The following is a 16,356-nucleotide window of genomic DNA, read 5'->3' as shown; positions in this document are numbered from 1 at the left end:
AGTACTCAAACGGATCTACACCTTTTTTATTGTTGTACAGTTCCACCAGCGCCAAATTATTTTTCTTTCCTTCTCTTCCGCCCTTTTGTTGTACATACGCAAAGTCTTCCAAACCTAATTCCGTATGACAGGAATTAATAAAATTGATCTGCTCTGTATACTTCTTATTCTTTCCTTTCTTAACCCACAGGTCCAAATATTGCTGTACCGACCTATACTCTACTTCTCCAATTAAAAATCCAGTATCTTCCGAGAATTCTTTTACTACCTTAGCCGCAAGACAAAAAGCGTTCATTCCAGCTATGTACTGACTCTGCTCCTCACTTCTTTCTGTAAACTCCTCTTCTTCCGTTCTACCGTTCCGCACCAACACAGCACAAAACTTCGTTTTTCCATCTTCCACTTTATATCCAAATTCCACTACCACTTTTTCCATCCTTAACCTCTCCTTTATATTTATAATTTTTCCCATTCCAATTCCCCCTATTATGTACACCCCTATTACTTGTTTACCTTTACACTAATACCTTTACCTTTAGTTTTTATGTTTACTTTACTACCATTTCCTTTTTTCTTTTTAAATTTATTTCTATCCTCTTTCGTCCATCCAAATTCCAATTCTTGCTTTCTGTTTAATTTTTCTACACGTTCCAGAGCGTCTTTATTTCTCTTATTCTCACCTCCGTATCTTTTCACAATAGATTTAGAAATTTGATGAGGTAATTCTATGATATAACAGTATTCAAAAACTTGACGTGCATCCAATTCCCCTTCCTTAAAAGCTTTTTCAATTTCTTTCTTATTTAAATGCATCCTCTTCACCTCCTACTTATTTAATATATTTTTCTTTAGTATCCTGAATTGATCTTCAATCTCTCTCATACTTTCCTTTGTTAAGTAGTCTCTCCTCAAAATGTTATACAATTTAGTATCTCTATTACGCTCTTCTACCAAATCTGAAAATAACTTTAACCTATACACATCATATTTATATATCCCCGTTTTTCTTATCTTTCCAATTGCTTTACTTACGTCCCTATCCCCAACTTTACTTCCTCTACATGCCAAGTTATACCTACTAAAATAATTTATTCTATGCAAGTCTGAACTTGTTAACTTCAAAATCGGCATATATTCAAATCCGTACTCCTCATTACAAATTTTTTCTACCAGACCCTTAAACCCTTCAAACGTATGAGGTACACCTAAAATATCGCATAAAGTCAATTCTGCATTTCTAAGTGTTATTCTCTTTTCCGTTCCCCAACCTCTACTTACCTTCTGCGTATAATAAACATATTCATCATCAAATCTTGTTATTTTTATTTCTTCTACCGTATTTGTCCTGTTCTTATTACTCCATTTTAGCCTATACATCTTTTTACTTTTAACACTTAACGCACTATATAACTCACTCTTACTGTCAAACCCTTTCACCTCTTTATAGTCATTCAGTGCCTCTTCCTCACTTTCATACTTTCCATCCGCACCACGTTTCGGAGCCTTACCTACCCTTACCAAATCTACACTTTCGTTATCTACCGCATCCATTAGCATTACTCGGCCGGAGGCACACATTTCCCCTCCGTTCTTTGTAACAAATCCCTTGTATTTTACATACTCTTCATCCGTCATTTTTATAGTTATACTACGCACATGAATCACTCCCTCTCTCAGGACGATCTCATTTCACCACTTTCAACATCCAATCAAGAAATAGACCTACCCTCTGTTTTTATACAAGCCTTATTTCACCGTATATTACGCGTAGTATAGTTACATTTTTAAAACTAAAAAAATATGACTTTTAATCTTAAAAACGTAACTATACTACAGCTGCAATACACTTGTTACTAAAGTACAGTTGCATAACCACCTATTCACCTCCTATTTTACTTACGCTTCAACAAAGAAATCTGGTAAATCTCCTTCTACCTCTTCATCTCGCAAAAAATCTTCTCGACACATTAACCCCAGATCCTGCCTATTCCTCTCATCTCTCATCTCCAAGAACTTCTTAGTCTTATTCCAACCCCACTCCTTTTCTTTTTTATGAACCGTCCTATGTTCGTCCTTGTTAAGGATAAACAAGTTTGTCCTACTGTTATTTAAACTCTTCTGCAATCCTTCATATTCTCTAGCGTGATGTACTTCGTAGCCCTTTCCTACACCCTTTTCCAACCCAACAACTTTTCTATGCAACAACGTTGTCTCTTTTTCTTTATTTTGCATATACGCATAAATACTCTTTTCCCCTCTAGTTTTCCTTGTTGCTTTTTCAATTCCTTCCAGCTCATTTACGTCCTTCATGCTCACTATAAATACGAAACGATCATTGTCCTGCTGTGGTTTGTTTCTATTGTGCATAGCTGCTTTTCCTCTGCCTATATCAAAAACATCGTATTTCCCTTTTTCTCCTACAAATTTCATCATTTTATTTTTCCCCATTTCATTTTTTTATTTAATAAACTACCTTATAACTAACCATTTCTGCTTCCACTACCCATTTTTTAACCTTATCCCTAAACAAATCCAGGTCCTGCGTTATTCCCAACACTGTCCCTTCTTCTTTCTTACCATCCAAAGTGTTTATATAGTAGTAATCTATAAAAAACAAATTCCCCATGTCCTTCAAATTTCTAAGTTTTATTTGCAGAAAAACGTTATTAGCTAAGTTATTAAATGTATCCTTCCTACCTTCTTGCATCTTGCATAAATACATATTAAAATCTGCATTTTCTAAGTTTAAAACCCCACTCTTTCCACCCAAAGTCCCTTCCATTCCAACAACCCCTCACATTTATTATGTAGAGAGGGCCAAGCCCTCTCTTTTTACTCCTATATCCTTTTCTGCATAAACTTATCTGCTTCTAACACAAAACTAACAAAATTATCTCTACTTCCTTCAACGCAATCCTCTTTATTGTTACCCCTATAAAAATAAATATTTCCACACGTTTTTTCTACTATAAAATCAGTATCTTTTATTAGATTCTCCGCATCTGTTTTAAGGAAATCACCTTCAAAAGCGTATCCGTTTGTTTTACTTGTATCTATCTTTCTTACCTTCTTAATCCAATGTTTCGTCTTACTAAAATGATATTTAGAACTTCCTTTACATACCCCTTCTAGTATTACGTTTTTACTTTCTACTCTTTCACCTAGTTCTATTGTAATCTCTTGCTTTAATTCCTTTAATTCCTCTACACTCATACTCTTCACATCAATCGTTTTCATCTTCATTTCCCCATTTCATTTTTTTATTTTTTTTTATTTTTATAGTAATGGCATGCTAGCTGCCCCTTCTAACTACTTAATTAAACAAACTTTATATCTAAGTACCTATTACCTTCTAAATCTTCCAACACCAAGCTTTTATAATCTCTTATCCCAGGTCCTTTAGCTAAATATATTTTTATGTGTACACCCAACTCATTCGCTAGTTCTTCCGCAAATTCTCTCACTACAAGATGAGTAACACTACCTAATATCTTATCTGTCTCTAACGTTTTACCTTTCAGTCTCGCTTCTCTCATTTCGTTTACACTTAAAATTTTCATTTCAATTTCCCCATTTCGTTTTTTTTATTTTTGTTGCATAATCTAACTTTCTAACTTATTACCTACTGTACCTATGCACTCAATTTTCAATTTGATCTTTTACGTATTTGGGAGTCTTTTTTTTTAATTAGTACTTCATATCTTTATAAAAAACCACATCCGGATCTGACAAACTTGCTACACTTCTAATCTTTACGCTATACACAAAAGTGTTAAAATGATTAAAACTTACAATATAAAATAAATCCCCCTTAGGCCCTTCATACACATCTTCTGTTACAGTTTTAAATTTTTTGTAATACGTTACCTGCCCTACTTCTTTATAACCTTTACTTTCTAACGCACTTCCTGCACCTAAATAATCTCCGTTCACCTTTACTGTCTTTGTCTTTGTCATTTTCAATTCCCCATTTCATTTTTTTTATTTTTGTTGCACAATCTAACTTTCTAACTTATTATCTACTGCACTTATGCTCTCTTTTTTGTTTGGGAGTCTTTAACTATGTTTAGGAAACTTTCCAACTCTCCAGGATCCATTTGGTTGATCTGCTCCAGCGCTTTTGCTAGGAAACTAAAAGATGCGTTCCCTTCCTCATCTTCATCTTCCTCTTTAAATTTAAATTTAAAATCTTCCTTCATTTCTATAAAACCTGCTTTTGCTAACCTATACATGTACTTTTCTTCCGTTTCCTTCTTTAAATTCACCCTCTTTCCGTTTTTTATTTTAGATAGATCCCCTGCTGCTACTCTCATCGCCTCCGCAACCTCTTTCTGCTTATACCCTTCTGCGTTTACTAAATAGTTAATTGTTTCTTTTATCACTTTTAATTCCTCCTTTGTTTCATTTTCTAATTTTCTAACCTTATACCCTATTGCACCTATGCACTCATTTTTCAGTTTGATCTTTTTATGTTTAGGATTCTTTTTATCTATGTACTCCAACAACTCGTAGTATTAATAAAAAATGATTAGTAAACACAAACATACATGTACACATTCATGTAAACGTAAACTTTTTAATAAAATTACTACTTTACACAACAACAAATTTACATTTACTCTTATTTACTTATTTATTAAAAATAGATTTTGTATTACTATAAAAGTACACACAATTAAGTTTAAAAAGGGAGGTAAACAAAAATGTCAAAAGTAATAAGTGTAGGCATTCAGAAGGGAGGTGTAGGTAAATCTACTACATCTTCCATTCTTGCTTATCATCTAGCACAACAAGGATATAAAGTCCTAGGGATTGACATGGATGGTCAAGGAAACTTTACACAGCTGCTAACTGGAGAAGACGACATATACACATTTGAAGATTCTACCGTCTACGATGCGATAGTGAGCGAAGACGCATCACCCTACATCCTAAAAATTGATGATAACCTACATCTGTTAGCAGGAGATGAAAACGTTAATACACTTGCACAACATTTTTATTTAAAGCTAAAAGGTCAATACCATCACGTTCTCAATAAAGCGCTAGAGTCTGTTAAGGACCAATACGACTACATCATCATCGACAACCCACCAGCTCTGGGAGAGTTATCCGTAATTTCTTTAACAACCTCAGACTTCGTTTTGATCATGTTTGAGACAAGTAAATTTTGCTACAACTCTCTGAAAAGCTATATGCAAACAATAGAAGTAGTAAAAGAAAAGGTTAATCCTAAGTTAAAAATAGCAGGAATTTTGCGCAGTATGATAGATGGAAGACGAGCTGATAACAAATACTATTCCAATTTGGTTAAAGAAGAATTTGGAGACCTATGCTTTAATGCAATTATCAAAAGGACAGCAGTAGTAGGGCGAGTTCCTGCGTTAGGTCTTACAGACAACCCAGAAGCTAAAGAAGTCATGAAAACTTATAAAGAATTCTTAAAGGAGTTGAATGAAAATGGGATTTGAAGATTCATTGAAGAAAAAAGAGGGAAGTAAAAAGAGGCCTGAAAAAGCAGTAGGTTCACTTATGCCAAGAGAAACCAACGTGAACGAAGAAGACGATCTACTATCTAAATTTAATAACAAAAAGAAAGTTGAAGACACTCATACCCGTCACACGTTCCTGATCGACAATGATCTAATAGAGCGTTTAGATAAACTTGCAAAAGGTAGACGAGGATTCAAAAAAGAGTTCATTAACCAGATGATACGAGAGGGATTAGACAGGTATGAGGATAAGATTTAACAACATGATAAACAAAAGTTTACGAGGACATAAACTGTTACTAATATGTAAACATAAACACTATGTATAAAATCGCATAAAATAGGCACACTAACACATGTAGATGGTAGTGTGCCTTACTTATTTTCTTCAAATTTAGGAGGTGATAAAATGATCGAGATCGTTCTTATAACAGTTGGACTAGGCTTACTCACTTTCGGATCCTTTCCACTATAAAAATAAAACATTAAAACACTCCGTACCCTTTTGCAACCTTGTAACATCCCTCGCATAAAGCTATATACTCATCTGAATCCATGTACGGAAGCTTTACTATTGTTACTTCAGCACTACCATCATCCACCTTTTTAAAACACCCTGCACATTCCTCCGTATTCCAAATTTCCCTTTTCCTAAAATTCACCTTCAATACTTCACCCATCAAATCCCTCCTTAAAAGAATCGGCGCGCGAGGTCGCCTACCCGGCTCCTTAAACACCTAAACCCATTCTCTTTCCTTCTGTTTTATTTTTTATTATTCCACTCCGCCTACGGCTACGTTCCTATAATCTAGTCCCCTACCTTTATTACCTGCTTCTTCTGTAGACCATTAGTGTACATATAAATGTTTAGAGACAAGAGGTACGCACTAAAATTTACCAGTTCATCAGTTTCTTCAATTCTCTTACACGTTTATCTGACTTACCTATTTTTTTCCCTGCTTTTCTGTTCGAAATACCAGGCTCTTCTTCCAATACCCTCCTTAATCTCTCTATAGTATCCCTTGTCTTTTCCGATTGTTCTTCTAAATACACTTCTTTAGGTACAGATCCTCTCTTTTCTCTAAGTTCTAACTTACGCTTCTCATTCCGCTCTTCCTTCGGTACTTCCGTTACGCTCTTTAATAATTTCACCTCTTCACCCGTTATTTTCAACTTATCTATCATTTTCCACGACGAATAAGGTTTTACAATACCATCGTTCCACCGGAAAACTATTCTATACCCATCCGCCTTGTACTGCGTTACAAACCTCTGTGCACCCTCATGTGCACTTTCTAACGTCCTATTAAACTCCTCATCATCCATTACATCCCTATCCTTGCTATGTATCCTTTTTCTTACATCCTTCAAATGATTCTTCAAATCCTCCTTATTTCTGTTATAAATCGAAAAATGAAATGCGTACATGTAAATAAGTGTATTTCTCTTGTACGACATATTTCCTTTTCTTAACTCTATCAATTTCTCAAAGTCCATCATTCTCTCGTAGTTCAGCTTATACATCCCTGCCAAATTCCTATACTCTTCCGCATCCGTAAGCTGAATTACTTTTTCCCCTTCATCCTCCTCTTTCTTCCCTTTAAAATCCGTCTGTTCTTCAATCGGATCACAAAAACCATATAATTCCTCTAATTCATATTTCTCGTTATTCCATATTTCCCACTCGACTTTACTGTTATTTCGATTGTTTATACTACCCGGAAACCTCATTACCGCTGTTACCGTTTTCATCTTCGGATCCGCACCTACACAAGCTAACCTTTCCGTTAACTGCTTCTGTATATACTTATACTTCCATCCTATATTCTTCGCTGCTCCTCCGTTAATAGAATAAAGTAACTGTATTCCTCTACTTTTTAACACCAAATTCGGTTCCGGTATTACCCCTTCTACAACTAACGCCTGTATATCATCCAACGCTTCTTTCATCGTTTTCGGTTCCGTTACCGTATCTTCTTCCGCTATCTCATTTCCGTCTTTATCTACACTATAAAAATCTACATCTATTCCAATATTTCTAAGCTGTTTTACATCTACCTCTTTTCTACTTCCCCAACTAAAAGCATTCAGACTTATATATCGTTCCGGCACCTCTCCAGTCTCTTCTATCATCTTCTCTACATCATTCGCCCCGTAAAACCTTCTATAATTCTTTCCAAGGTTCGAAATCTCTACATATCCGTAACTTTTAGACGGACAAAACCACATGTCCGTCCAATGATTTATTTTTTCTTTTTTCTTTTTATCTATTTTCCTAAAAATACCCATAAAATACCCCTATAAGTTAATTTATAGGGGTAAAAAAGCGAGCAAAAGGATATATTTATACCTTAAAATACTTGCAATACATTCTATAATTTTATAAAATGTAAACAAACCTAATTAAACAAAGATAATCTTCTGCTTCCAACAGATTTTATCTTTTATCCTATTCTTTAAATCTTACAGCCTTTGCTCCAAAAAGGCCCCTAGAGACTGTGCTTCCAACACAGTCTTTTTTATTATTCAATTTTTATGTAAATTTCGACTTTTAATTTATATCTGTTTCTACTATTCTACACCACCTTACATAAATCTATCAATCTCATTCTATTCACTTCACCAAAAAACTTTCCCACAGTTGAACAAAATACACAGTCTGTTCGACTCAAATCGCATACAAAAACGCCCTACACAACGTATAGGACGCTTCACTCTGCTAAATCATTAAACTATTAATCATCATCAACCGAAGTATGATACCAACCTAATCCTTGTTCTTCTGCTTCTTCTTCAGTCTTAACATCAAACATAAAATACATGGTTGAATACAATTCTTTAGTCTTTTCTTTACTCAATCCTGCCCTCTGACACGCTAATAACATGTACCCAGCTGCTTGTCTATTATCCATATCCAAATCACCTCTCTACAACCTATTATATAAGAAAAAACAGACGCTTTCACGCCTGTTCCTACACCTTTATTAATTTAATTCTCCAACCGAAATCTTAACCTTTCCTCTATCGCTTTCGATATACATATACTTCTCTTCCAAAACACCCTCACGAAACTCTGTATTCAATCCAATACGATCCCTACTATAATCATCAACCATCTTGAAGAAATCCTCTTTATACTCCTTTATATAGCTAAATCCTTTGTTTTCATTCAAGTTTCGTTCAATATCACCTATCAAATCCAATCGCACTAAAGCTTTATCCAGTTCTTCTACATCTCCAACTCCAGCAGATCTCAAAACCTCTAACTCTGTCTTTCTAGTTAATGTCCAAATATCATCCGTTGTCATCGTATTCGTTACCAGTGCCATCTTCCCTCATCTCCTCATATTTATTATTTAAAAGTAAATACCTTTTCCCCGTTTTCATCTTCCTTCACATCAAAATTCGCTTCGACATATTCGACAAAATCAGGCTTACACACTTTTTCTCCTTCTTCTAACAGCGTTAGACCTTCCATGTTAAATATCGTTTTATTCATCCCCTTCACCATTCTCATCATTTTCTTCTTCTACCTCTTCTTCTTCCACCTCTACACCGTTCTCTACGTTTTCTAACACTTCTTCCATCTCACCCACAGTAATAAAATCTTCCCCGTGACTCGTTACCTTCTTGAATCGATTATCTTCCGTCTTAAAATACTCTGTACGCTTCACCTTCAACCCGTTTGGATAATCCTTTTCAAATCTAACTACTTTTCTCATTACACTACATCCCCTTTACCTTCATTTTTTGTCTTACCAAATCGCTTCTTAATCAATTCATGTATGCCTGGTGTAAGTAATCCTGCTATCAATCCATACACACACGCTATAACTACACCAATCTCTACAATAGGCAACAAGCTAAATACAACACTCAATCCTACTCCTACACCCACACCAACCAATGGAAGTAAATTCTTACGTATCGAAAAGCTATTCTTCAGTACATCCACCAACAATTTACTAAATACTGCTACAACTAAAATAAAAACTATATGCTGCCCTTCCAATCCAAGTTGGTTCAACAAATTCAACTCTTCCATTCCATCACCCCACATCCATTTTTAAAACATCCCAATAAACATCTTTACCGCTAACGCTACAACGCCTCCTACACCCGTATAAATAATCTTGTTCGATATACTAGCCTTACTTATAAAATTTGCCTTATTAAAATCCTCCTGCAGTTTATCCATCCCCGTCTTCGTCTCCGTACTCTTCGTCTTTATATACTCCAGATCCACCATCGTAGCTGTATTCTGCCTCTGGATCTCCGCAATCTGTAACCCTTTCCCCTTTAGATCATCTCTCGTCTCTTTCTTAAAATCATCCAAATCCTCTCGCACTCTATCAAACTCAGCCCGAGTGACTATACCTTTCTCCTCGCTCGACATCATCTCACTTCCCCTCAATTCAACCTTTTTATTTATCCTCTTTGTAATTTACCGTCCAACCAAACAGATTCTTTATCGCACACGTATAATAAACAACCTCTTTCTTACTCTTAAATGTCCCCGTTACCAACCTCAAACTCGGATTCACACCTTCTTTATCTGCTTTTACATAAATCGTCCAACCACTATATTCTTCACTCAATCGATCAAACGCTCCTGAGATATCCTTCACATCAGCAAATACACCCGTATAAATCCTAAATACACCCTCTACATCGCCTTCGTCAGATTTTGGAGGGTAATGTCCTTTCAGAGCCTTATCTACCTCTCTATCCGTCTCAGATCCACACACACCATCTACCACAAGTTTGTAGTCCACTTGAAATGCTCGAACTGCCTTCTCCGTTTCATCTCCGTAATCCCCATCTACTCCAAACTCACTCAAATCATATCCAAGGTCAATCAAATCCTCCTGCAAACGTGTAACCTCTTTTCCTCCGTCACCGTTCTCTAAGAAATCCTTACTCTCATGCACACTCACATCCAAATTAGGCCTTTTCCCATTCGCAAAATCTTGCCAACTCAATCCGCAGCTTAAATCCAAATGAGGATAGTCTTTAAAACTTGTCCAATCACCACCCCAACTAAATCCAACACTCTTGGCCAACTCGGCTACACGTCTCCAATCATCATTCACATTCCACAACGCCTTCGATCCATCCCAATTTGTTAAAAAGAAATCAATCGCATAGCCATAGTTGTGTATCGATTGTCCAGCCCTCGCATTAGTAACCTTACTACCTCCAACACTTCTACCCTTTGCATACAAATCGTCTTGTTCCGCAAAAGATCTAAAACCACTCGATACTTGCATATTAATCCCTTCCACATACGCTTTCTCTTGTACATCCAAAATCCGTCGCTTTACTTCGGAATGTACCTTTCCCATGTTCTCTACACTTCGCCTACGTAACGTCTTCAAGCTAACCCTTCCCATTTACTCAACCCCTTCTACTGTCTCAGGTCCCTAAACAAATAAAAGGACTAGAGGAAGGTCTATTACCCTCTCTAATCCCTTTTTTATTTGTTAGGGTCTAATCCCCACTGTGTATTAGAGTCGATTTAGTTTGGGAGTGTTAGAATACATCTAGAAGCTTTCCAGAATAAGGAGTACCATCTAACTTATGTACTACCAAACTACCCTTTGTAATCTCCTCCTGCCGTATCATCTGGTAATACTCCTGCCTATAATAAATAACGTCATATCCTGCCTCTATGTCTTTCTCTTTTACCTTCTTATACTCAACGGCATATGGATCCCCAACACTGTTATGCACTACTAAATACATTACAGGTCTATTGTTGTGCTCCTCTCTTAAATACGCATGAGAACGTCTATCTATCTTCCACACATGCCCTAATCCATCTACAATTTGTGTACTCTGTACATCAACTTCAGGTCCATCCGACCCCATCTTCCAACTAGTCTCCTGCTTATCCCTCAACCTCTCCGGCATAACTAAAAATCCTTTATAAAAAACCGGAGAATCAGGATATTCCCCATTCTCCGGATACCATTCATCAATGTAATCTAAATAATAAGACATACTTACACCTTCTCTCTGCTATTTACATTATAAATATTCCATCCCACTACCCTCTTATAAAACTCTTCGTCTCGATACGTAGCTAAATTTATAGCCCTATCGTTATAGTAGCTATCTTTCTCCGTTAAAAGTCCTTCGTACACTACTCCAGTTTCATCCGTTATCTTTATTTCAGATCCGATGTAGTAAAAACAGTTATTATCTAACCTTTCTCCAAACGGTTTCACAATCTCAACCGTTTTATCATTCGCGTGAAAACTATAATCCTTATATAAAAACTCAGATTTACTAATATTAAAAACGCAGTTCTTAGGTCTATATGCAAAATCAGACCCTCCGCTCATCTTCAAAAACTCTATATCAAAAAGAGAATTATAAGGTGAATGAAACATCATGTTATTTCCACTCAAAGAATCAGAGTCTATATACCCATATACCTCGCTGTTAACCAGTTTTATCGCTCCAAACCCTCCGTCTTTGCAAACTATATCTAAATTTAAATAATCCCTATTACAATCTATGTCATTCACAGATTTGTTCATAAACACAAACCTATCTCCTCGCATGTACATAACATACGTGTTATTGTAAGATCCCTCTTCTGTACTAAAGTATCCTCTCTTACCAAACAACTTCATATCAAATTCAGATTCTTTTATATTCTTAAACTTAAACTGCTTATACTCTTCCTCTCCGTCCTCATTAAAATAGTAATATCCCGTTTCCATCTTAAACGCTTTATCTCCTACATCTATTACCCCTCTAAATTCAACGTCATCCAGCTCTGTATGTTTTACTTCTACTTCTCCTTTTGGTGACCCATTAATGTTTCCTTTCTGCCTCATCAAAAAGACAAAATCACTATTCACGTTAAAGCTAAAATCCAATATCTCTACGTTTCTTATACTCGTCAAATTCCCTTTCACTACGTAGAAAAATCCAGTCCGCCGAAACGAAAATACATTTATATTACGTAACGTACCCTTACTTCCCGTCTCGCCTTGCACAGGTCCTAATAGTTCTACGTCTCCTTCATCTAGCGCTCTTATCGTCAAAGGCTTGAAATCCACATCTTTAAAATCTAAGTCCCCTACAACCCTTATTACGTCACCACCAACGACGCTAAATAAATCATTAAAATTGTTCCACTTCTCTACCGTGTCAATCACATGTTCCGCCATATTCTCACCTCCTTAATCTTCTAAAATGTAAACTCTCCGTTCCCCATCTTCTACAACTAAACTATCCCTCGCCTCAAATCTCGTAACATTATTACTATTAAAATTCGTTCCAGTTCCAGAAAATTGAGGTGTGATTGGATTCCCACTCATGTTCATCCCACCTCCTAGTCTCATGCTACTCTTTCCTACTCCTCCAACACTCCTACTAAAATTACTCGTCCAGTTTCCTTGTATCGTTCCATTTGTCATTCGTATTTTATAGTCCATATAGCCGTTCTTATACAAATACTCAATACTCTCTACAACATACTCACCACTACTTACCGTTTCCCTCGTTAAATCCACTTTCACCGTTTGCCCTAATCCAATTCCATCCTTACTCGTCTTAAACTCAATCGTTTCAGTGTCCTGTGCAAAAGAGTCAATTAAATCGTTCGCTTTTTTCTCAATCGCAGCTAAACCAACCACTCGATCCGTACACTTGTAAACCACTTCTCCTATAACCTCACCACTTCTATCCAACATCTTCTGTATCTCACTATCCCTTGTTACCCTTCCTTCATAAACAACCATCCCATCGTACTCAACCTTTATCTTATCCGCAGACAGTAACACATCATCATTGCTATTTTGCGTTATCCGTTTATCTCCTTTAGTAAAATAAAAGTTATATATATTACTCTCATCTTCATTTTCCTTATCTCCTACAGCCATTTCCTCATAACCCCCAGACTGGCTATTTACATCTCTCCAAACATATACAGTCGGCTTATTCCAAATCGAAAATTCCATATTCCAAATCCTTGTATTTCCATCTCCAACCGTTTCAAACACCTTTCCACCTTCTATTGTCCACGCATCCGTAAATACAACTGTATTCGCATAATTCTTATTATGCGTTGTAACATCTAAATCCCCATCTAATATGTCACCGTCTTTAATCGTAACCCCACTCACATCACTTCCTAGTCTATTAAAATGCAACACCAACTCAGAGTCAATGTACCAAAACGAATTCGTCCTTTCAGCCAATCGATTCAACACCTCATTAACCCTTATATTGTCAAAGTTCTCATAGTCAATCACGCTAGAAACATCTACATTCGTCCCATTCAGCTGAGGTAAGTAAATACTAACTAAATCGTCTATAATCACATCCACGCTCACGTCCGTGTAATCCTTATATACCAAATTTGCTGTCGTTACCTTATCAGGTCCAACAGCCTTTATCGTATAAGTTGTATACGTCTTTCTCTTCCTCTTCTTACTCTTACTTACAAAACACCTATAGTACACAGTCCAATTCTGTTTATCCTTACTACCTCTCGTGTCATAAATGTAAATCTGCTCTCCGTCCATGAAGTTCAAATTATTCATCACTCCGTCTTTATCTACAATCACAAACTCAACAGTCGGTACAGATTTAACATCCTTCTTTATAGAAAGAGAGGACTCTTTTACTAAAAAAGTCCTCCCTTGAATCTCAATCGCTAAATTCTTTTCCAATCTCATTCACCTCACATCATATTATCTCAACTCAATATTCATTAATTCTTCCAAAGGTACTCCCAACGCTTGTACTAACTTGTTTCCATCAATGTTTAAGATTATGTTTACATACTGCTTACCATCTTTACCTTTGTAAACTGATCCCGTCTGATTCCCACCAGCTCTATGATTAATAACCTGCTCTCCGTCTTTTAGCAAGGCGTAACCTTCGCCGCCCGGCACCGGTGCATTAAATATACCTCCTTGGTGCAATCTCGGAATCGTAGGTATACTAACCCCTATCGTCTGCCCTGCTTCAAGCCCAGGAATACTCTTCCCAGCCCAATTTGGTACAGTAAAACTAAGCTGATTCATCTTGTTTATCACAAAATTAATCATATCGATTATCAAATTAATCGGAGACTTCACAATTCCTACCAACAATCCAAATCCATTTTCAAAGGTCCAAATCACACCATCTACCACATTAGTAAATAGACTTCCTATCCCTTTTCCTATCGCTTTTAATCCATCCAGGAATCCATTCCATATTTTTAATCCACCATCCGTTATTGCATCCCAGTTCTTATACAAAAACTTAAATACATCAATCAGCGTCCAGACGGCTACAATAATCCAACCTACCACAGGTATTAAACCTAACAATCTCTTACCTGCCAACCTAGCTAAAGGCATAAATCGTCCGAATACACGTACTAAATTCCCCATGCCTCCAAACAATCCGGCCACAGTATTTATAACCGTACCTCCTACTACTAACAAAGTCCCTAAACCACTTATCAACATCCCTATTCCTACTACAGCTTTTCGTCCAGCAGGTCCCATATTCTCTATAGTGTTTCCTAAAAACTGTACAATCGGTAACCCTGCTTCAGCTAAATCCGTTAAAATAACCAACACTTCTTTTCCAATTGGCTCGATCGCATCAATAAACCCTCTACTTATCTCAGCCCAACTATCACTCGCCATTTCATCTCGTTTCTTCTTTACTTCATCCAACTTCCCATTAAAGTTATCCAAACCCTGCTTACTCGCTTCATTTAAACCTAATATAATCGTCTCACTTACGTCTTCCCATTGCGTTTTAAATAGCTCAACACCAATCATATTCCTTGTTTCATTATCCATAGCACTCAATCCCATTAACACTCTTCCAAAAGCGTCCTGAGCCTGCTTTCCACCTGCATTAATATCACTCTGCAAGTCTTTATAAGATAAACCTAACTCACTTACCATTCCTTTTTGCTTATCTGTCATATTACTTAAACTTATAAATCCTTCTTTTACCGTATCTCCTACCTTATCTAAACTCCAAACTCCATTTCGCTGCGATTCAAGAAATACAGACATCATGCCCTCTAAACTATATCCCGCACGTTCATACGCTTGTGCGTACTCATTCAGTACCTCTAAACCTTCACCTGACGAATTTCCACCCTCTTGATAAAACGTATAAAGCATATCCCTTACCTTGTCTTCTGTTTCACCGAACTTCTTACTCAAATTCGTTGTCGACATTGAAATAACTCCAGCGCTCTCCTGGTACTTCTCTTGTAACAACATTACATCACTCGTAGCGTCCTTCAGAGCGTCCCCATTCAAATCTTCATTCGCCCTCTTTACTGCTACTAAACTATCTTGTACATGCGCTAAATTTTCACCCCAACCATCTAACCAAACTTCTTTACCAGTCTCGGCTACCTTCTTCGCTTCATCTTCCGTTAAGTTTAAATCCTCAATCACACTCGCCGTATACTTCTCACTCTCATTCGCCCAAAACGTAGTCACACCCCCAATCGCCGCAATTGGAGCTGTTAAACCTGCTGTCATTCCTTGTCCTACACCTACTGTTCTATCTCCCAACCTTCTCAAATCACCATCGACTTGATTTATTGTCCGACTCGCATTATTCAGAGCGTCTATCCTTAACTGTAAATTAGCCATAATCATTCACCCCCCTCACTTAAATCTCTTCAAATCCACTCTCATTCGATTCAATCTCATCCCACATATCTCTTACTTCTCTCTTCGTATCCGCAAAACTACCTCCGCCTTGCTGTGTATCCTTCTCTCTCTCATTTATCTCATTTTGCATCAAAATCATAAAATCCCTCTGGTAACACGTCATTCCGTACGGATATTCCCATTTCATCTTATCCTTCTCTAACATG

25 protein-coding genes are annotated in these 16,356 nt (G+C 36.7%); 2 read left to right on the top strand and 23 right to left on the bottom strand.

The window, feature by feature from the left end; translation table 11 throughout:
• The 9 genes from LQ226_RS20790 to LQ226_RS20750 form a co-directional block, all read right to left on the bottom strand.
• The coding region (locus LQ226_RS20790; protein ID WP_231419950.1) for a hypothetical protein at positions 1 to 436 on the bottom strand (436 nt) is incomplete at its 3' end.
• 65 nt (positions 437 to 501) lie between these two features.
• Positions 502 to 813 (bottom strand): hypothetical protein, encoded by a 312-nt coding sequence (locus LQ226_RS20785; protein WP_231419949.1) that lies wholly within the window; start codon positions 811 to 813, stop codon positions 502 to 504.
• Positions 814 to 825: 12 nt separating this feature from the next.
• The gene (locus LQ226_RS20780) at positions 826 to 1,635 is read right to left on the bottom strand and encodes a hypothetical protein (RefSeq protein ID WP_231419948.1); all 810 of its coding nucleotides are present in this window, start codon (positions 1,633 to 1,635) and stop codon (positions 826 to 828) included.
• Positions 1,636 to 1,896: 261 nt separating this feature from the next.
• Positions 1,897 to 2,448: a hypothetical protein gene (locus LQ226_RS20775; protein WP_231419947.1), complete on the bottom strand. Its 552-nt coding sequence runs from the start codon at positions 2,446 to 2,448 to the stop codon at positions 1,897 to 1,899.
• Positions 2,449 to 2,461: 13 nt separating this feature from the next.
• Positions 2,462 to 2,782 carry a hypothetical protein gene (locus LQ226_RS20770; RefSeq protein WP_231419944.1) on the bottom strand — a complete coding sequence of 107 codons (321 nt, stop codon included), beginning with the start codon at positions 2,780 to 2,782 and terminating at the stop codon, positions 2,462 to 2,464.
• 56 nt (positions 2,783 to 2,838) lie between these two features.
• Complete coding sequence (locus tag LQ226_RS20765; RefSeq protein ID WP_231419942.1) at positions 2,839 to 3,237, bottom strand: hypothetical protein; 399 nt, start codon at positions 3,235 to 3,237, stop codon at positions 2,839 to 2,841.
• Positions 3,238 to 3,317: 80 nt separating this feature from the next.
• The gene (locus tag LQ226_RS20760; protein WP_231419941.1) at positions 3,318 to 3,560 is read right to left on the bottom strand and encodes a hypothetical protein; all 243 of its coding nucleotides are present in this window, start codon (positions 3,558 to 3,560) and stop codon (positions 3,318 to 3,320) included.
• A gap of 127 nt (positions 3,561 to 3,687) precedes the next feature.
• Positions 3,688 to 3,957 carry a hypothetical protein gene (locus LQ226_RS20755; protein ID WP_231419940.1) on the bottom strand — a complete coding sequence of 90 codons (270 nt, stop codon included), beginning with the start codon at positions 3,955 to 3,957 and terminating at the stop codon, positions 3,688 to 3,690.
• 71 nt (positions 3,958 to 4,028) lie between these two features.
• A complete protein-coding gene (locus tag LQ226_RS20750) occupies positions 4,029 to 4,502 on the bottom strand; it encodes a hypothetical protein (protein WP_231419939.1) in 474 nt (157 codons plus the stop codon).
• A gap of 201 nt (positions 4,503 to 4,703) precedes the next feature.
• On the opposite strand from LQ226_RS20750, the gene LQ226_RS20745 reads away from it, so the two are divergent.
• Positions 4,704 to 5,471 (top strand): ParA family protein, encoded by a 768-nt coding sequence (locus LQ226_RS20745; protein WP_231419938.1) that lies wholly within the window; start codon positions 4,704 to 4,706, stop codon positions 5,469 to 5,471.
• Complete coding sequence (locus LQ226_RS20740; RefSeq protein ID WP_231419937.1) at positions 5,461 to 5,751, top strand: ribbon-helix-helix domain-containing protein; 291 nt, start codon at positions 5,461 to 5,463, stop codon at positions 5,749 to 5,751. The genes LQ226_RS20745 and LQ226_RS20740 overlap by 11 nt, the downstream gene beginning before the upstream one ends.
• 226 nt (positions 5,752 to 5,977) lie before the next feature.
• Here LQ226_RS20740 and LQ226_RS20735 read toward each other — a convergent pair whose 3' ends face one another.
• From LQ226_RS20735 to LQ226_RS20670, 14 genes are all read right to left on the bottom strand, one after another.
• Positions 5,978 to 6,172 carry a hypothetical protein gene (locus LQ226_RS20735; protein ID WP_231419936.1) on the bottom strand — a complete coding sequence of 65 codons (195 nt, stop codon included), beginning with the start codon at positions 6,170 to 6,172 and terminating at the stop codon, positions 5,978 to 5,980.
• 214 nt (positions 6,173 to 6,386) lie between these two features.
• On the bottom strand, positions 6,387 to 7,781 hold the full coding sequence (locus tag LQ226_RS20730; RefSeq protein WP_231419934.1) for a hypothetical protein: 1,395 nt from the start codon (positions 7,779 to 7,781) through the stop codon (positions 6,387 to 6,389).
• A 446-nt stretch (positions 7,782 to 8,227) separates the two neighbouring features.
• Positions 8,228 to 8,404, bottom strand: a complete 177-nt coding sequence (locus tag LQ226_RS20725; protein ID WP_231419933.1) for a hypothetical protein — start codon at positions 8,402 to 8,404, stop codon at positions 8,228 to 8,230.
• Positions 8,405 to 8,476: 72 nt separating this feature from the next.
• The gene (locus LQ226_RS20720) at positions 8,477 to 8,821 is read right to left on the bottom strand and encodes a hypothetical protein (protein WP_231419932.1); all 345 of its coding nucleotides are present in this window, start codon (positions 8,819 to 8,821) and stop codon (positions 8,477 to 8,479) included.
• Between the two features lie 23 nt (positions 8,822 to 8,844).
• A complete protein-coding gene (locus LQ226_RS20715; RefSeq protein WP_231419931.1) occupies positions 8,845 to 8,991 on the bottom strand; it encodes a hypothetical protein in 147 nt (48 codons plus the stop codon).
• Complete coding sequence (locus tag LQ226_RS20710; RefSeq protein ID WP_231419930.1) at positions 8,984 to 9,214, bottom strand: hypothetical protein; 231 nt, start codon at positions 9,212 to 9,214, stop codon at positions 8,984 to 8,986. The genes LQ226_RS20715 and LQ226_RS20710 overlap by 8 nt, the downstream gene beginning before the upstream one ends.
• On the bottom strand, positions 9,214 to 9,552 hold the full coding sequence (locus tag LQ226_RS20705; RefSeq protein WP_231419929.1) for a hypothetical protein: 339 nt from the start codon (positions 9,550 to 9,552) through the stop codon (positions 9,214 to 9,216). Before LQ226_RS20705 ends, LQ226_RS20710 begins: the two co-directional genes overlap by 1 nt.
• Positions 9,553 to 9,558: 6 nt before the next feature.
• Positions 9,559 to 9,891: a hypothetical protein gene (locus LQ226_RS20700; RefSeq protein ID WP_231419928.1), complete on the bottom strand. Its 333-nt coding sequence runs from the start codon at positions 9,889 to 9,891 to the stop codon at positions 9,559 to 9,561.
• A 25-nt stretch (positions 9,892 to 9,916) separates the two neighbouring features.
• Complete coding sequence (locus LQ226_RS20695) at positions 9,917 to 10,837, bottom strand: M15 family metallopeptidase (protein ID WP_231419927.1); 921 nt, start codon at positions 10,835 to 10,837, stop codon at positions 9,917 to 9,919.
• A gap of 187 nt (positions 10,838 to 11,024) precedes the next feature.
• Positions 11,025 to 11,495 (bottom strand): hypothetical protein, encoded by a 471-nt coding sequence (locus LQ226_RS20690; RefSeq protein WP_231419926.1) that lies wholly within the window; start codon positions 11,493 to 11,495, stop codon positions 11,025 to 11,027.
• A 2-nt stretch (positions 11,496 to 11,497) separates the two neighbouring features.
• Complete coding sequence (locus LQ226_RS20685) at positions 11,498 to 12,664, bottom strand: hypothetical protein (protein WP_231419925.1); 1,167 nt, start codon at positions 12,662 to 12,664, stop codon at positions 11,498 to 11,500.
• A 24-nt stretch (positions 12,665 to 12,688) separates the two neighbouring features.
• Positions 12,689 to 14,182, bottom strand: a complete 1,494-nt coding sequence (locus LQ226_RS20680) for a hypothetical protein (protein WP_231419924.1) — start codon at positions 14,180 to 14,182, stop codon at positions 12,689 to 12,691.
• Positions 14,183 to 14,203: 21 nt separating this feature from the next.
• A complete protein-coding gene (locus tag LQ226_RS20675) occupies positions 14,204 to 16,129 on the bottom strand; it encodes a phage tail tape measure protein (protein ID WP_231419923.1) in 1,926 nt (641 codons plus the stop codon).
• A gap of 19 nt (positions 16,130 to 16,148) precedes the next feature.
• Positions 16,149 to 16,355, bottom strand: coding sequence for a hypothetical protein (locus LQ226_RS20670; protein WP_231419922.1), 207 nt, complete (start codon positions 16,353 to 16,355; stop codon positions 16,149 to 16,151).
• Position 16,356: the final 1 nt, after the last annotated feature.

This window comes from Pontibacillus sp. HN14 (assembly GCF_021129245.1).
Taxonomy (GTDB): domain Bacteria; phylum Bacillota; class Bacilli; order Bacillales; family BH030062; genus Pontibacillus.
The sequence above is the reverse complement of the archived record's forward strand: the minus strand, read 5'-3'. Positions and strand labels throughout refer to the sequence as shown.

Coding starts and splice junctions, on each gene's coding strand:
- LQ226_RS20785 (WP_231419949.1), bottom strand. CDS start 813: ATGCATTTAAATAAGAAAGAAATTGAAAAAGCTTTTAAGGAAGGGGAA.
- LQ226_RS20780 (WP_231419948.1), bottom strand. CDS start 1,635: ATGACGGATGAAGAGTATGTAAAATACAAGGGATTTGTTACAAAGAAC.
- LQ226_RS20775 (WP_231419947.1), bottom strand. CDS start 2,448: ATGGGGAAAAATAAAATGATGAAATTTGTAGGAGAAAAAGGGAAATAC.
- LQ226_RS20770 (WP_231419944.1), bottom strand. CDS start 2,782: ATGGAAGGGACTTTGGGTGGAAAGAGTGGGGTTTTAAACTTAGAAAAT.
- LQ226_RS20765 (WP_231419942.1), bottom strand. CDS start 3,237: ATGAAAACGATTGATGTGAAGAGTATGAGTGTAGAGGAATTAAAGGAA.
- LQ226_RS20760 (WP_231419941.1), bottom strand. CDS start 3,560: ATGAAAATTTTAAGTGTAAACGAAATGAGAGAAGCGAGACTGAAAGGT.
- LQ226_RS20755 (WP_231419940.1), bottom strand. CDS start 3,957: ATGACAAAGACAAAGACAGTAAAGGTGAACGGAGATTATTTAGGTGCA.
- LQ226_RS20745 (WP_231419938.1), top strand. CDS start 4,704: ATGTCAAAAGTAATAAGTGTAGGCATTCAGAAGGGAGGTGTAGGTAAA.
- LQ226_RS20740 (WP_231419937.1), top strand. CDS start 5,461: ATGGGATTTGAAGATTCATTGAAGAAAAAAGAGGGAAGTAAAAAGAGG.
- LQ226_RS20735 (WP_231419936.1), bottom strand. CDS start 6,172: ATGGGTGAAGTATTGAAGGTGAATTTTAGGAAAAGGGAAATTTGGAAT.
- LQ226_RS20730 (WP_231419934.1), bottom strand. CDS start 7,781: ATGGGTATTTTTAGGAAAATAGATAAAAAGAAAAAAGAAAAAATAAAT.
- LQ226_RS20725 (WP_231419933.1), bottom strand. CDS start 8,404: ATGGATAATAGACAAGCAGCTGGGTACATGTTATTAGCGTGTCAGAGG.
- LQ226_RS20720 (WP_231419932.1), bottom strand. CDS start 8,821: ATGGCACTGGTAACGAATACGATGACAACGGATGATATTTGGACATTA.
- LQ226_RS20715 (WP_231419931.1), bottom strand. CDS start 8,991: ATGAATAAAACGATATTTAACATGGAAGGTCTAACGCTGTTAGAAGAA.
- LQ226_RS20710 (WP_231419930.1), bottom strand. CDS start 9,214: ATGAGAAAAGTAGTTAGATTTGAAAAGGATTATCCAAACGGGTTGAAG.
- LQ226_RS20705 (WP_231419929.1), bottom strand. CDS start 9,552: ATGTGGGGTGATGGAATGGAAGAGTTGAATTTGTTGAACCAACTTGGA.
- LQ226_RS20700 (WP_231419928.1), bottom strand. CDS start 9,891: ATGATGTCGAGCGAGGAGAAAGGTATAGTCACTCGGGCTGAGTTTGAT.
- LQ226_RS20695 (WP_231419927.1), bottom strand. CDS start 10,837: ATGGGAAAGGTACATTCCGAAGTAAAGCGACGGATTTTGGATGTACAA.
- LQ226_RS20690 (WP_231419926.1), bottom strand. CDS start 11,495: ATGTCTTATTATTTAGATTACATTGATGAATGGTATCCGGAGAATGGG.
- LQ226_RS20675 (WP_231419923.1), bottom strand. CDS start 16,129: ATGGCTAATTTACAGTTAAGGATAGACGCTCTGAATAATGCGAGTCGG.
- LQ226_RS20670 (WP_231419922.1), bottom strand. CDS start 16,355: ATGTTAGAGAAGGATAAGATGAAATGGGAATATCCGTACGGAATGACG.